The organism is Streptococcus parasanguinis (assembly GCF_016648855.1).
GTDB classification, from domain to species: Bacteria; Bacillota; Bacilli; order Lactobacillales; family Streptococcaceae; genus Streptococcus; species Streptococcus parasanguinis_L.
In genome coordinates this window covers 1-15,528 of record NZ_JACLQU010000008.1, presented here as the reverse complement: position 1 = coordinate 15,528, position 15,528 = coordinate 1, and the positions used below count along the sequence as shown (strand labels likewise).

Sequence of the window (15,528 nt, the reverse complement as noted above, 5' to 3'; positions counted from 1 at the left end):
CAATCATAGAAAGCTGACTTCGGTCAGCTTTTTTGCTTGTCTTCCTTAGATCCTAGCTGGTTTTGGGTTTTCAGGGTCTCCTAAAAATGTTATAATAGAGTGTTACTAAATTGGGTTCCATTAGCCCTGAAAGGAAAAGAAAATGACAAAATCATTCTACATCACAACCCCTATCTATTACCCATCTGGTAAATTGCATATTGGTTCAGCTTATACAACAATCGCCTGTGACGTCTTGGCACGTTACAAACGTATGATGAACTATGATGTTTTCTACCTGACTGGTCTTGATGAGCACGGTCAAAAGATCCAGCAAAAAGCAGAAGAAGCTGGGATTACGCCGCAAGCTTATGTAGATGGGATGGCCGTTGGAGTGAAAGAACTCTGGCAATTACTCGATATCTCATACGATAAATTCATCCGTACGACAGACGATTACCATGAAAAAGTGGTGGCTCAGGTCTTTGAACGCTTGCTTGCGCAAGACGACATCTACCTGGGTGAGTACTCTGGCTGGTATTCAGTCTCTGATGAAGAGTTCTTTACAGAAAGCCAATTGGCTGAAGTATTCCGTGATGAGAATGGCAAGGTCATCGGTGGGGTAGCCCCATCAGGCCACGAAGTAGAATGGGTCTCCGAAGAATCTTACTTCCTTCGCCTCAGCAAATACCAAGACCGTTTGGTTGAATTTTTCAAATCCCAACCTGATTTCATCACGCCAGACGGCCGTCTCAATGAAATGTTGAAAAACTTCATCGAGCCAGGTTTGGAAGATTTGGCGGTATCTCGGACAACCTTTACTTGGGGAGTTCCAGTTCCATCTAATCCAAAACACGTGGTCTATGTATGGATTGATGCCCTTCTCAACTACGTGACAGCTCTTGGTTATGGTCAAGAAGATCATGAAAACTTTGACAAATTCTGGAACGGAACCGTCTTCCACATGGTTGGAAAAGACATCCTTCGTTTCCACTCGATCTACTGGCCGATCCTTCTCATGATGTTGGATATCAAATTGCCAGAACGTTTGATTGCCCATGGTTGGTTTGTCATGAAAGACGGTAAGATGTCTAAGTCTAAAGGAAATGTCATCTACCCAGAAATGTTGGTGGAACGCTTTGGCTTGGATCCACTTCGTTACTACCTCATGCGCAGTTTGCCAGTTGGTTCAGATGGGACCTTCACACCAGAAGACTACGTGGCTCGCATCAACTATGAATTGGCCAATGACCTTGGAAACCTCCTCAACCGGACGGTAGCCATGATCAATAAATACTTTGGTGGTCAAGTTCCAGCTTATGTCGAAAATGTCACAGTATTTGATGCCGATTTGGCTAAGGTAGTTGAAGAAAACATCGCTGAATACCACAAGCAAATGAACGCGGTTGATTACCCACGCGCTTTGGAAGCCGTATGGAACATCATCTCTCGGACCAACAAGTACATCGATGAGACAGCTCCTTGGGTCCTCGCTAAAGAAGATGGGGACAAGGAACAATTGGCAGCGGTCATGGCTCACTTGGCAGCTAGTCTTCGTGTCGTGGCTCATTTGATCCAACCATTCATGATGAACACTTCAAATGCCATCATGGAACAACTTGGCTTGGGCTTGGACTTCGATCTTGAAAACTTGACCCTAGCAGGCTTCCCTGAAAATGTCACAGTGGTTGCTAAAGGAACTCCAATCTTCCCACGTCTCGACATGGAAGAAGAAATTGCCTACATCCAATCTCAAATGACTGCTGGAAAACCACAAGAAAAAGAATGGATTCCAGAAGAAGTGGAACTCAAGTCTGAAAAAGATGAGATCAAATTTGAAGACTTTGACAAGGTTGAAATCCGTGTAGCAGAAGTCAAAGAAGTGGAACGCGTCGAAGGATCAGACAAATTGCTTCGCTTCCGCCTAGATGCAGGAGATGGCGAAGACCGTCAAATCCTCTCTGGTATCGCGAAATTCTATCCAAACGAACAAGAATTGGTCGGCAAGAAACTCCAAATCGTGGCCAACCTCAAACCACGTAAGATGATGAAGAAATATGTCAGCCAAGGTATGATTCTTTCTGCAGAACATGGAGATCAATTAACGGTCCTAACCGTTGATCCATCTGTACCAAATGGAAGCATTATTGGTTAAACATATATAAAAAAGCACTCCCGCGGGAGTGCTTTTCTTGTATTGATATAGTTCCCATCATTGAATTTTACAAGGATAGAAGATGGGTCCTATTAGTAATGAATGTTAATGGAGACTTCCGCAGTGAGAAAAGAGTCTGAAACATTTTTGTTTCAGACTCTCGGAAGATTTGAGACAGTGGGCTCAAATCTAAGGTATGGAATCCCAAAGGGATTCGCTACCGTCCGTCCTCACCCAAGGAAAGTCTCCGAATATAGTTCCTATTCATCTGGCCGGTATTCCAGGATATCTCCGGGCTGGCAGTCGAGTTCTTTGCAGATGGCTTCAAGGGTGGTGAAGCGGATGGCTTTGGCCTTGCCGGTTTTGAGGATGGAGAGGTTAGCAGTCGTGATGCCGATTTTGTCGGCTAGCTCGTTGGATTTCATTTTCCGCTTGGCCAGCATGACATCTAGATTGACGATAATCATGGCACCCTCCTTAAATGGTTAGCTCATTTTCTTCAGCAATCTCAATACCTCTCTCTAAAATCTTGCCAGAGACCCAGACGATTGGAACGGCAAGGAGAAGCCCTGTGTTAAAGGTAAATTGGAAAGTGAAGGGAAGGAGATAAGCATTTCCACTGGTTTCAAGTGTGCCAGACATAAAGGACAAGACCAAGAGAATCTTCCAAGCTCGGTTGCAAAGATCAATGTTGGAGTGAGAAAAGATCTTTTCTTGGTAGAGATTTTGGAGGAAGCTGCGAATGGTGATGAGAAGGTAAATATAGATAGCGCTTGAGGCTAGTGGGAAGAGCAACTGCCAGAGAGGTTGCGGATGTTTGGGGAAGAGCTGGATGCCATTCACATCAAAGGACAAGCGTCCAGTTTGAATGAGATCTTTGAAAAGGCCCATGCGGGAAAGCAGATGGACGACCAATGCAGCCACGGTCATAAAGCCACAGAAGTAAATGAAAGCCGTTAAGACTTCAATGACATTTTTTAAGGTTTTTGAGTTTTTCATCGCAAGCCTCCTTGAAGTTTATTTATTTTTCACTTATAGTATACTCCTTATAAAAAATTAGTCAATAAAAAAGTATCGAAAAACGATAAAAAAATAATGATAAACAAAATATTATTTTTGAGAAACAGGTATTTTCTACTCAAACTAGTCAGTTCAAACCTGGGAAACCACTACATAGAGGGGAATTTTACTATACTTTCGATTTAGGGTATACTAGTGTAAAGATCTTATTCCATGGAGGTAGTAAAATGAATCTTAAGTGGAAGAAAAAATACCTGGGGCCGATTTTGGGGCTGGTCGGAGCAGTTGTTCTGATCGGTGGAGTCTATCTCTACTCTAGCTCCAACATCCAACCAGACCATCAAAAGGAATTTAAGCAGACCAGCAAGAAGGTCACCAAGCCAAAGGAAAAAGCTATTGACTTGAGTGGTGACTATGTCTCAAATGAACGGGATGAAGCCAAAATCGAGAAAAAAGGCAAGGCCTGGAAGATCGATTACCAAACAGCTGACGGCAAGGTATCTGCTGAATTTAGCACGGATTGGAAGGTCGAAGGGTCTAACAAAGTTTCGACAGGCAAGATGAAAAAGTCCGATGGCAATACAGACTTTACAGTCACTGTTCGTGTTTTCAAATACAAGACAGATAAGAAGCCTTTGATAACGGTCACCATGTCTGACAAAAATCCCGACCACGAGATGGTCTTTGCCAATCGGGAGGATTTTTTCAAATCGACAGATCCAAATGATATCGTCCTTGATGGCAATCTCTCACCGTTTGAAGGTGCTTATTCCAATGATACCTATGAAAAGGAAATTGCAGATTCCGGTTTTAAACTTTATGGCTATACTCCAGAAGAATATTACCAAAACAAGACCAATGCCTTTCCAAGTATTGTAAATGGGGAGACTGGCTGGACTTTCTGGAGTGGAGGCACTCGGGCAAGTTACTTGTTCAATAAAGAAAAAGAGCCCAAGAAGCGAAAAGGCTATTATGAAGTTTATTTCACTGGGGCCAATGCGACTGCGATCCAAGGGCAAGAGCAAACCTTGTACTTAATCCCAGCGGGTGTGACAGGTCCTGATGGAGTAGCTTCCCAAGAACGTCGGATTCTCTTTGGGGATGTGGCCTACCGTGATTACCATCTAGAGTGGTGGAAAGCTTACCCACAACCGAAAAAAGAGAAAGACTTGGATATTGCGGCCATTAACGGAGGCGATTTCTCAAGCTTAGCTGGAACCTGGCGCAATGGCAAGGGAGCTGAAATCGTCATCCAAGCAGACGGAAAAGTTAAGGGTCAAGGCAGCCTCAAGGCTGTTGCGGATTCGGATAAGAAGAGCAAGATCCCTTATGTTGAGATGAAGATGGGTGATACTGGTGCTGCGATTGGACTGCTGAAAATCGGTTTCCAAAATCCAGATGGAGACCAGTCTGATACCAGCAAGCCACGTCTAGTGGTCACTCAATCTGCAGGCAACTACCCAGCTGATCAATATTTCTACCGTCAATAAAAGAGAGTGGGACAGAAATCGGTAATTCGTTAGAATTCGATTTCGTCGTCCCACCTCCGCACAGTTGAGTAGGGCTGTAAAAGCTGATGAAATCAGCGTAGTAGAGCCCACTCAACCACTGCGTCTTTCTCGACAATCCAAAGACAATTGAGAGACTAGGACTTTTGTCCCAGCCTCTTTTTTTACTGTAAGAAAGGCTCGTGGGGTCTAGGAAATTGTTAGTCTCTAGCATTAAAAGGAAAAATATGCAAAAAAGACTTGACAAAGCAAATGATTAGCAGTATTATTAACTAGTTAATTAACTGATTAATAAACTGGTTAACAAAAATAAAAAAGAGGTGAAGGATGAAAAGGAGAAAAATGAAGGTGCTGGGAATCTTGTTCCTCGGTTTCTTTCTGCTTGTAGCTTGTGCTAGTCAAGGAAATTCAGGCAAGCCCCCTTCTAAAAAAGGTCTCAAAATTGTCACGAGTTTTTATCCCATCTATGCTCTGGTTAAGGAAATCTCTGGCGATCAAAATGACATCTGGATGGTTCAGTCCGGTGCAGGGATCCATGATTACGAGCCCTCAACCAAGGAAGTGGCCCAAATCTATGATGCGGATGTATTTGTCTATCATTCTCAGACCCTGGAATCATGGGCTGGTCGCTTAGATCCTAACCTACAAGGTTCCAAGTTACAGGTGATCGAAGGTAGTCAAGGAATGACACTTGATAAGGTGACTGGATTAGAGGATGTCGAGGCTGGTCAGGGAAAAGAAGCCAAGCACCTGTATGACCCGCATACCTGGTTGGACCCTGCGAAAATTGCAGAAGAAGGAAAGATCATCGCTCAGCGCCTGGGCGAGATCGATCCAAAGAACAAGGAGCTCTATCAGGCCAATGCTCAAAAGCTTGAACAGAGCTGTGAGGAACTAGTAGCCCGCTACCAGCCTCTCTTTGCCAAGGCCAAGCAAAAGACCTTTGTAACCCAGCATACGGCCTTTTCTTATCTAGCCAAACGCTTTGGTCTCAAGCAGTTAGGAATTGCAGGGATTTCTCCAGAGCAAGAACCAACCGCCCGGCAATTGGCGGAGATCCAGCAGTTTGTTAAAGATTATCAGGTGAAAACGATCTTCGTAGAGAAGCACACGTCGTCAAAGGTGGCAGATAGTATCGCCAAGGCAACAGGGGCGCGTGTCAAGGTCTTGGATCCACTGGAAGCTGATCCGCAAAACGATAAGGATCTATTAGCAAATTTAGAAGAAAATATGGCGAGTTTAGCCAAAGAATTAGAGGAGTAAATCAAGAATGAAGAAAAAGGGAACGATTGGAATTGTAGCAACTTTGGGAATAGGGCTATGTGCCTATGCGCTCAGTCAGCAACCACAAGCTAAGGAAGAGAAAAAGAATCAGATTCAGTATCTACAGGCAGAAAAGAAAGCGTCATCGACTGCCTCCAGCAAAAAGGAAGACAGCATCGAAGCAGTCAATGCCAAGGAAAAGACTCAGGCGGAGCAGATTGTCATCAAAATTACGGATGAAGGCTTTGTCACTTCTCATGGGGATCATTTTCATTACTATAGTGGTAAGGTCCCATTTGATGCCATCTTTAGTGAGGAGTTGATTTTGCGAGATCCAACTTATCAGCTCCAAGAAGCTGATATTGTCAGCAAGGTCAAGGACGGCTATATCATTAAACGCGCTGGCAAATACTATCTCTACTTAAAGGATGCTCAGCATACGGTTAATGTGCGCTCGATCGAAGAGATCGCTCAACAACAAAAAGGAGGCGCTAAAGAAGAAGGGGAAACGGGATCGGTACAGGCGAGCTCCTCGCACAAGGCAGGCAAAACCCGTGACTTCCGTCAACCTAGTCAAGCGCTAAAAGAGGGGAAGACCCTTGAAACGCTGACTGCTAAAAATCATTCAGGAGGAGGCTATCGTACGGACGATGGTTATGTCTTTAGCCCTGGAGATGTCATTTCAGATACAGGGGATGGCTTCATTGTGCCCCATGGTGGACATTACCATTATATTCCAAAGAGTGCCTTATCTGCTGGCGAGTTAGCAGCGGCCCTCTCTGTCCTAGGCGGTCAAAGTGGCCACCAGGCTGGAAGCTCGTACTTAGCTAGCCCAAGTGTAGAAGCAGGTAAGAATCAAGGGATTCCAAATCAAGCCTCTCCAAGCTTAGGAAAACAAGCGAGCAACCAGCCGTCAGCCAGTCCAACCCCTACACAGACGACCCCAACGACTTCTAAACCGGCTACCTCTAAACTGAGTCCAAGCCTGAGCAATTTGATCGAAGAATTGCAGAAAGCCCCTCTAACTTCTCGTCATATGGAGTCTGATGGTTCTGTCTTTGATCCAAGTAAGATTACCAAGTGGACCGATCAAGGGATTGTCTACCCTCATGGGGATCATTTCCACTTTATCCCATACAGCTCCCTATCTCCTTTAGAGCGTGAGTTGGCGCGGCAATTCCAATTGCTTCGTGCTCAAGGAACTAATAGTCCAACCGAAGCAAACCCAAGCTTGCCTTCAAATCCAAGCACAAAACCTGTTGATCCTGATCACGAGCATGGCGACAGTCACGATCATGAACATGAACATGGGGACAGTCATGATCACGAGCACGAAGAGGAGCACGACCATGGCTTCCACGCAGACAAGGTCATCAGCAAGGATGAGGAAGGCTATATGGTCGCTCATGGCAACCATGCCCATTATTTCTATAGAAAGGACCTCTCTCCTCAAGAGATTGCAGCAGCAGAGGCAACTCTAGCTGGTAAGAAAGAAGAGGACAAGGGTCAGCCCCTGACAGATGACGTTGCGACCTATTCTCGCGATGCCTCAGATGAGGAAAAGATCCAGTACATCAGCAAGACCTATGGTGTCCCTCGTGAGGCCATTAAGATTTCCAATGGTTTCTTTGTCTTTAACAATCCAGACCAAGAATACGATCCGACCCACATCCATCCTTATGCCGTTCGGAAGGAACATGTCCGGATCCCACTTGAAACTGGCAATCCTGAACTAGACTTTATCAATGAACTCTATGCAACAGCGCTTCGTTCGGGGATTTCTCCTTATAGCCTCCAGATTGAAAATGGTCAGTTTGTCATCCCGCATGGCGATCATAACCACTACATCAAGGTGCGCTCAGCAGGTCTAGCAGACTACTTAGCCCACCGTCTTCCAACCATCCAATCTTCATACAAAAAAGGAGACTTGGATAAGAAAGTCGTAGAGGACAAGGTCAACCAGCTCTTAGCAGAAAGCCGAAGCCTCTATGCTTCTGATCCATTGCAACAACGACGGATTGAGCTGATCTTGGGTCATTTCTTGGAAAATGTCAAGAGCTTCCCAAGTAACTCAACAGAGGGCTATCTAGCCAGTCTCAAACAGGTTGATGAGCAGTACATTCATGCCACTCAAGCGGTCAAGCCAAAAGAAGAGACAGCCTTGGATCGTCGTTACCAAGAATTGCTGGAACAAGTGCGCTTGCTAGATACAGAGGCCTTCCAATTGAAGAAGGAAGAGTTGGTCTCTCAACTGCAGGAAGCCTATACTGCCAAGGACAGCAAGCGTATAGAGCAGGAAGGGAAGCTATTAGAAGCTGTTCAGGAGATGCAAGATCGGACGGGTGTGACATCTGTCGATTACCTCAAGTATTTCTACCAAAGCTTGAGCGATGCGCGCTTGACACCAGAACTCCGCACTAAGGCAGCAGATCTAGCCTTGAAGCTCTACCGAGCTCAAGCCTTTGAAGAAGCTTGGGATTCCAAGTCTCACTTTATGGAGCTCTACCAAACTAAGCAAGCTATTGACCAGCTCTTCTCCCAAGAAAAAGGCCAAACCTATCCTATTGAAAAAACAGTTTTGGATCAAAAAGGAAGTCAAACCCCATCCTACAATGTAGCGGTTTATGATTTCCTCAAAGGCTTGTATGGAGAGTTGGATAAGGCAACAGAAGCCCGTCAACAGAACAAGATTTTGACAGCCCTCTTAGAGCAAATCCAGTCGCTCTTGCCACAAGTCGAAGACCAAGGTAAACGAACAGCTTTTGAAGTAGGCTTGGCTCAACTTGGAAAAGAATCTGATCCAGACAAGGCTATTCCAAGTGGGGAAGCACTTCTACGCGAAATCAGTGATACCATTGAAAAGCAAAAACAAAAGCAAACGGAAGAGCCTCAAATTGGGGATGTCGCTCTTTACCAACAGCTCTATAACCAGTTGATGGCCCTACACCAACAATTGCAGGACAAGGGAGCTAGTGATGCTGTATTTGATCGCTTAGAAGCTCTCTTTGACCAATTGTCTAATCCAAAGAGTGATAAAGCAGCCTTACTACAGGCCATCCAAGCCTTCCAGGCAGAATTAGCTGCAGCACCATCTGCAAGCGAAGCGAGCAAATCAGCTTCCACAGCTGAAACGCCTGTCGCTACAGAAACTCCGGTGGAAAAAGAAGCAGCAGCTTCAGAAGGAAGCAAGCCTGCCACAACTGAGACAGAAACAGAGCCTGCAAGCGCAGCTGTAACAGAAGCAAGCACACCAGATGCTCCATCTCCTCAGAACCAATAGAAAATAGAAAAGAGAGTGGGACAGAAATCGGTAATTCGTTAGAATTCGATTTCGTCGTCCCACCTCCGCACAGTTGAGTAGGGCTGTCAAAGCTGATGAAATCAGCGTAGTAGAGTCCACTCAACCACTGCGTCTTGCTCGACAATCCAAAAATAATTGAGAGGCTAGGACTTTTGTCCCAGCCTCTTTTTGCATTCTAGTGAATAGAAGAAGTGGTCTCTTTTTTCAGTTTTTGAGTCTCACTCCTTGTGCTCCAGGAGCAGTGGTGAGGAAAGCTCGACTGCTTTTTTTCGCTTGAAAAATGCGGCCATTTGAACCAGGATGCGGGGAACCGTCTGCCATTTTTTCCAAGCTTGAAAGCGGGTGTCGATGAGCTGCTTGGCCAAGCGTTCCAGCATCTCCTGCTCGGTTGGATCCAAATCCTGGGCATTTTGGAGGATTTCTTTGGCCTTGGCTAGCTGCTTGAGATCGGTTAGATCATTGATGGAGGTGATGCCGGCATCCAGAAAAATGCCAAAAAAGGTGTCAAAAAACTTCTTGCGCTCCTCTGCCGAGGTCTCACGAACCCATTGTTTCAAGGTGAGATCCGTCTGTTGGCTATCTGGGCTGGTCTCAGTAACAGTCAAAAAACTGAGGTCCTTAGTTTCCCAAGTAAAGGCGTCGTGCTGGGCAAAGCCACCCAAGGCGCGACTTTTGACAATGGTCGTTGGTTCTGGCACTTCCAACATCATGCCAACGATGGATCCCTGAGGGACAAAGCGACGAATATTTGGAGACGTGCGCTGGTAGCCTTCGGTTTCAATAATGGCCTTGTTGAGGCCAGGAGCATCGTAGCTGTAGATCACGTCTACCCGTTCAAATAAGGAATCAGGTAGGTACGAGCAGGCATAGGTTGCAAGGTTGCCCCCTTTGGAGTGACCGGCCACTAAGAAGCGTCCTTTCGGAAATTCCTTCATGACATGTTGCAGGTAGCTGGCTGCGCGCTTCTGAGCTGGTACATGGTCCATATAGGTCATGTGGAAGTCTTCCTTCCAGCCAATCAAGGTGTCATCCGTCCCTCTGAAAACGACCAAATACACATCCAAGGTGAGGCGATAGGTCATGGCCGCGAACTGTTTTTGCACATCGGGATCGTACTCATCGACATAGTTAAGGAGTTTGATGTTCTTAAAGCGCTTTGAAGTAGCCAACTCATCGACTAATTGGAGGTGCTGGTTACTCACGATGAAATCGGTTGTCTGGTCGATCAGTTCCATCGCATCAGACAGGCGCACTGGGATTCCTGTTGTATCTCCTTGAGGCACAATGTGTCCAAAGGGCAGATAGGTCAGCTCTGTCAAGGCGAGAACATCCAGCTCCTTGAATGGGCGGTCATATATAGAATCGTAGGTCACTTCTTTTAGGTAATCAAAAATAGTTGACATCTGTGCCTCCCGTGTCTTATTTCTTTCAGTATAGCACAAAAATGGATGTAGAAAAAGCGACTCCCATCAAGAAAGTAGGCCCCAGCTCTTCTTTCCCTCTGAAACAGCCTTTTTCTCTGCTTCTTAATCTGTTATAATAGGAAGAAGAAAAAAAGAAGGAAAGAAAGCCATGCATAAAATTCTCTTAGTCGAAGACGATGACATTATCCGCCAACAGGTCAAACAATTATTGGAACAATGGGGCTATGAAGTGGTCGCAGTCGAGGATTTTATGGATGTCCTCGGGATCTTTGTCGAAAGTGACCCCCACTTGATTCTCATGGATATTGGCCTGCCTCTCTACAATGGTTACCACTGGTGCCAGGAAATTCGCAAGGTTTCAAAGGTTCCGATCATGTTTCTTTCTTCACGGGATCAAGCCATGGATATTGTCATGGCTATCAATATGGGTGGAGACGACTTTGTCACCAAGCCCTTTGATCAAAATGTCCTCCTTGCCAAGGTTCAAGGGCTCTTACGCCGCTCCTACGAATTTGGGACAGATCAAAATCTGCTGGAGCACCGGGGAGCCATCCTCAATCTCAAGTCCACGGACTTGGTGTATGAAGGGGAAGTCATCAAGCTGACCAAGAATGAATTTCAGATCCTGCGCGTCTTGTTTGAGCATGCAGGCAGTATCGTGGCGCGCGATGACATGATGAAGGAGCTCTGGAATAGCGACTTCTTTATTGATGACAATACCTTGTCTGTCAATGTGGCCCGCCTTCGTAAGAAATTAGAAGAGGCTGGCTTGTCAAACTTCATCGAAACCAAGAAAGGCATCGGTTACGGGTTGACCCATGAATAAATTTGGAACGATCTTCTGGCAGTATGTGGTATCCCGCAGGCGCCTACTCTATCTATTGGTCATCTTTTTGATCGTCGATTGGGTCTTTGCCTATCTCTTTCCAGAGACGGGGACGGTTTTCCTCTATGCGACCCTAGTGCTAGGCTTTTTTGCCTTCTGTGTCTTGATCTGGGATTTCGCCATGACCTTTCGGGACTACCGCAAAGCCGCACTTTATGAGGAAGTTGAGGTTGCTTCGCCTCTGGAACACCTCCTTTATGAAAAATACACGGAAGAACAGCAGGCGCGCTTAGAGGAAGGGAAGATAGCCCAGGCCAAGTTCAATGACCTGATGGATTACTATACCCTCTGGGTTCACCAGATTAAGACGCCCATTGCGGCTAGTCAGCTCTTGGTGCAAGATGTCGAGACGCCCATTGTCAAGCAGCAGATGGAGCAGGAGCTTTTTAAGATTGACTCCTATGCCAATCTGGTTTTGCAGTATCTGCGACTGGAGAGTTTTCATGATGATCTAGTCTTAAAGCGCGTGTCGGTAGAAGACTTGGTCAAAGAAGTAGTCCGCAAGTATGCCCTCTTTTTTATCCAAAAGAATTTGACAGTGGATCTGCATGATTTGGAGCAGGAGGTCATCACCGATCGCAAGTGGCTCCTGGTCATCATCGAGCAGCTCTTATCTAATAGCCTCAAGTACACCAGCACAGGGGGAATTGAAATCTATTTTAAAGACCAGACTCTCTATATAAAAGATAGCGGGATTGGGATCAAAAATAGCGATGTCCTCCGCGTCTTTGAGCGGGGCTTCTCCGGCTACAATGGCCACCTGACCCAGCAATCTTCAGGGCTGGGGCTCTATCTATCTAAGAAAATCGCAGAGCAATTGGGCCACAGGATCACCCTCCATTCAGAGGTCGGCCAAGGCACGACCGTTGCCATTCGCTTTGAAGAGAAGAAGTTGGTCATGGATTAATTTTCCCCATCTTACAAAAATGTAAGAAATAAAGGTCAAAATGAAAGGTTAGGTTATGGTAGCCGCCTTTTATTTTTTATACAATAGTCTCATCAAATGAAGGAGGTCAAGAAAATGAAACTCTTGAAATGGATGAAACAACCCAAAAAGACTGAGAAACCAAATAACCAAACCGATCTGGAAAAGACGGAATTTGGTCTCCAAGTCCTGCAACAAACCCAAGAATTTTTCTTGATCTACTAGTAAAAGGAGAAAAGTATGTCATTACTAGATGTTCAACATATCAAAAAGATCTACAAAACCCGCTTTCAAGGAACGCAGGTTGAAGCCTTAAAGGATATCCACTTCACCGTGGAAAAGGGTGAGTACGTGGCTATCATGGGGGAATCAGGATCCGGGAAATCGACCCTTCTCAATATCCTAGCCATGCTGGACCAGCCGACCGAAGGACGGGTCTACCTCAATGGCACCGATACCTCCACCATCAAGAACAAGGATGCGTCGAGCTTCCGTCGGGAAAAACTAGGCTTTGTCTTTCAAGACTTCAACCTGCTCGATACCTTGTCTGTCAAGGATAATATCCTCTTGCCACTGGTCCTTTCTCGCAGACCGGTCAAGGAAATGATGAGCGAGGTCGATAGCGTGAGTCGGGAGTTGGGCATTCACCAACTTCTTGAAAAATACCCTTACGAAATCTCTGGTGGGCAAAAACAACGGGTAGCCGTAGCACGGGCTATCATCACCTCGCCAGAAATCCTTCTTGCCGATGAGCCAACAGGGGCGCTGGATTCCAAGTCTTCAGCTGCTTTGCTGGATGTCTTTGAAGATATCAATACCATGGGCCAAACCATTCTCATGGTGACCCACTCAACCGCAGCGGCAGCGCGTGCCAAGCGCGTGCTCTTCATCAAGGACGGGATTCTTTACAACCAGATCTTCCGCGGGGAAAAAACGGAGCGTCAGATGTTCCAAGAAATCTCGGATACTCTGACGATCATGGCAAGTGAGGTGGAGTAGATGTTTCGATTAACCACTAAACTAGCTTGCTCTAATCTCATCAAGAACCGCAAGCTCTATTATCCCTTTGCGATTGCGGTCATTCTCGCAGTGACCATCGCCTACCTCTTTGACTCCCTGACCTTTAATCCTCACATTCATGAGCTTCGAGGGGGAGATCCCATGATATTTACCCTGGTCTTGGGACTGTTCGTGGTCAATGCTGCGGGAGCTATCATCGTGCTCTATGCCAATAGCTTCGTCATGAAAAATCGCTCCAAGGAGCTGGGGATCTACAGCATGCTAGGCCTTGAAAAACGCCATCTCATCAGCATGATCTTCAAGGAACTCTTGCTTTTTGGCTTTCTAACCATCTCAGTCGGTGTCTTGATTGGAGCCCTTTTTGACAAGCTGATCTTTGCCTTTCTCTTGAAACTCATGAAGATGAAGGTCCAGCTAGTGTCCACCTTCCAACCTGGGATTGTGGTCTTAGTTTTTGTCACCTTTGGTCTCATCTTTGCCCTTTTGGTTCTTCTCAACGCTTGGCGGATTCTTCGTTTGAATGCTCTGCAACTGACACGTGAGAAAGCGAGTGGTGAAAAGAAAGCTCGCTTCTTGTGGCCCCAAACCATCCTGGGCTTAGCCTCTCTCGGTTTTGGCTACTACCTGGCTTTGTCTGTCAAAGACCCCATGTCTGCGATTTTGATCTTCTTTCTAGCCGTTATCTTGGTCATGATCGGGACCTACCTGCTCTTTAATGCTGGGATCACCGTCTTCTTGCACCTGCTTAAGAAAAAGAAGGGGTATTATTACCAACCTAACAACATGATCTCGGTCTCTAACCTCATCTATCGTATGAAGAAAAATGCAGTGGGGCTTGCGACTATTGCCATCCTCTCGACCATGGTGCTTGTGACCATCTCTGCAGCCACCAACATCTATGTCGGTAGCGAAATGGTCAAGAAAATCATGGCTCCTCATGATTTCTCTGTCCAAGGAAAAGGGGTCGATCTGGAGCAGATCAATCAGAAATTTGATGAATTTGCCTCTGAGCACCATCTCAAGATCAAAAATCGAGACCTGATGACCTATGCCAACTTTGGGGTTAAATCACAAAAGGGCACAGACTTCACCGTCTATCCAGCTGATGAACGCAGCGTCACTCCTAAAACTGTCTTTCTGGTCTTTGATGCAGCTAGTTATGAACAAATGACAGGAGAAAAGGTTGATCTGACCGGCAACCAAGTCATCCTCTTTGCTCATAACAAGGCTCTTAAGGGGCAAAAGCAGTTCACTATCAATGGCCAAGACTTCCAAGTCAAGGAAGAAGTGACCAAGGATTTTATCACCGATCACGTGCCCAACATGTATAACATGATAACGGAGGATTTCAATTACCTAATCGTACCTGACCTCTCAGCCTTTATCGCCCAGTTTCCAAATCTTGCCATCTATACCAATATCTATGGTGGTTTCAATGTCAATGTCGATGAAGACCAGCAGCTCAAGCTAGCAGCTAGTTATGACAAGATGATCGATGAATTGAGCAGCCAACAGGGCCAAGGAACATTTATCTATGGAGGTAACCGAGCCAATGATGTGGCAGAGTTGAATAGCCTCTTTGGTGGCATTTTCTTTATCGGAATTTTCTTGTCACTGATCTTTATGGTCGGAACGGTCATCGTCATCTACTACAAGCAAATCTCAGAAGGCTATGAAGACCGTGATCGCTTCGTCATCCTCCAACAGGTGGGGCTCGATGAACACGAGGTCAAACGAACCATCAACCGTCAAGTGCGGACCGTCTTCTTCCTCCCTCTCATCTTTGCCTTTATCCACCTGGCCTTTGCCTACCATATGATCCGCCTCATTCTTAAAGTCCTCGGTGTCATCAATAGTGGCCAAGTCCTCGTCGTGACCTTCAGCGTCTGCGCCGTCTTTCTTATCACCTACCTGATCGTCTTTTGGATCACCTCTCGGAGCTATCGTAAGATTGTGCAGATTTAAGGAAAAAGAAGAGAGTGGGACAGAAATCGGTAATTCGTTAGAATTCGATTTCGTCGTCCCACCTCCGCACAGTTGAGTAGGG

Annotated in this window: 12 protein-coding genes; 9 read left to right on the top strand and 3 right to left on the bottom strand. The window is 45.9% G+C overall.

Features of this window, described 5'->3' with window-relative positions; all coding sequences use genetic code 11:
- Positions 1-142: 142 nt before the first annotated feature.
- The gene (metG, locus tag H7T92_RS06030) at positions 143-2,134 is read left to right on the top strand and encodes a methionine--tRNA ligase (RefSeq protein ID WP_201037337.1); all 1,992 of its coding nucleotides are present in this window, start codon (positions 143-145) and stop codon (positions 2,132-2,134) included.
- Positions 2,135-2,394: 260 nt separating this feature from the next.
- Here metG and H7T92_RS06025 read toward each other — a convergent pair whose 3' ends face one another.
- Together H7T92_RS06025 and H7T92_RS06020 are read right to left on the bottom strand one after the other, a co-directional pair.
- A complete protein-coding gene (locus tag H7T92_RS06025; protein WP_003006064.1) occupies positions 2,395-2,601 on the bottom strand; it encodes a helix-turn-helix domain-containing protein in 207 nt (68 codons plus the stop codon).
- A gap of 10 nt (positions 2,602-2,611) precedes the next feature.
- Positions 2,612-3,133, bottom strand: coding sequence for a DUF2975 domain-containing protein (locus H7T92_RS06020; RefSeq protein ID WP_201037336.1), 522 nt, complete (start codon positions 3,131-3,133; stop codon positions 2,612-2,614).
- A gap of 248 nt (positions 3,134-3,381) precedes the next feature.
- On the opposite strand from H7T92_RS06020, the gene H7T92_RS06015 reads away from it, so the two are divergent.
- From H7T92_RS06015 to H7T92_RS06005, 3 genes are all read left to right on the top strand, one after another.
- The gene (locus tag H7T92_RS06015) at positions 3,382-4,644 is read left to right on the top strand and encodes a DUF6287 domain-containing protein (RefSeq protein WP_201037335.1); all 1,263 of its coding nucleotides are present in this window, start codon (positions 3,382-3,384) and stop codon (positions 4,642-4,644) included.
- Between the two features lie 345 nt (positions 4,645-4,989).
- The gene (locus H7T92_RS06010; RefSeq protein WP_201037334.1) at positions 4,990-5,925 is read left to right on the top strand and encodes a metal ABC transporter solute-binding protein, Zn/Mn family; all 936 of its coding nucleotides are present in this window, start codon (positions 4,990-4,992) and stop codon (positions 5,923-5,925) included.
- Between the two features lie 7 nt (positions 5,926-5,932).
- Positions 5,933-9,205, top strand: a complete 3,273-nt coding sequence (locus tag H7T92_RS06005) for a pneumococcal-type histidine triad protein (RefSeq protein ID WP_201037333.1) — start codon at positions 5,933-5,935, stop codon at positions 9,203-9,205.
- Positions 9,206-9,444: 239 nt separating this feature from the next.
- Here the strand turns inward: H7T92_RS06005 and H7T92_RS06000 are convergent, their stop codons facing one another.
- Positions 9,445-10,629, bottom strand: a complete 1,185-nt coding sequence (locus tag H7T92_RS06000) for a DUF2974 domain-containing protein (RefSeq protein WP_201037332.1) — start codon at positions 10,627-10,629, stop codon at positions 9,445-9,447.
- 169 nt (positions 10,630-10,798) lie between these two features.
- Between H7T92_RS06000 and H7T92_RS05995 the strand changes: the two genes are divergently transcribed.
- The 5 genes from H7T92_RS05995 (at position 10,799) to H7T92_RS05980 (ending at position 15,446) form a co-directional block, all read left to right on the top strand.
- Positions 10,799-11,476, top strand: a complete 678-nt coding sequence (locus H7T92_RS05995) for a response regulator transcription factor (RefSeq protein ID WP_004219907.1) — start codon at positions 10,799-10,801, stop codon at positions 11,474-11,476.
- Entirely contained in the window at positions 11,469-12,443 is a 975-nt protein-coding gene (locus H7T92_RS05990) for a sensor histidine kinase (protein WP_201037331.1), read from the top strand. Before H7T92_RS05995 ends, H7T92_RS05990 begins: the two co-directional genes overlap by 8 nt.
- A 114-nt stretch (positions 12,444-12,557) precedes the next feature.
- Complete coding sequence (locus tag H7T92_RS10445) at positions 12,558-12,686, top strand: hypothetical protein (protein ID WP_260314290.1); 129 nt, start codon at positions 12,558-12,560, stop codon at positions 12,684-12,686.
- Between the two features lie 15 nt (positions 12,687-12,701).
- Positions 12,702-13,460 (top strand): ABC transporter ATP-binding protein, encoded by a 759-nt coding sequence (locus tag H7T92_RS05985; protein WP_201037330.1) that lies wholly within the window; start codon positions 12,702-12,704, stop codon positions 13,458-13,460.
- The gene (locus tag H7T92_RS05980) at positions 13,461-15,446 is read left to right on the top strand and encodes an ABC transporter permease (RefSeq protein ID WP_201037329.1); all 1,986 of its coding nucleotides are present in this window, start codon (positions 13,461-13,463) and stop codon (positions 15,444-15,446) included. It abuts the gene before it with no gap.
- The last annotated feature ends 82 nt before the right edge of the window (positions 15,447-15,528 follow it).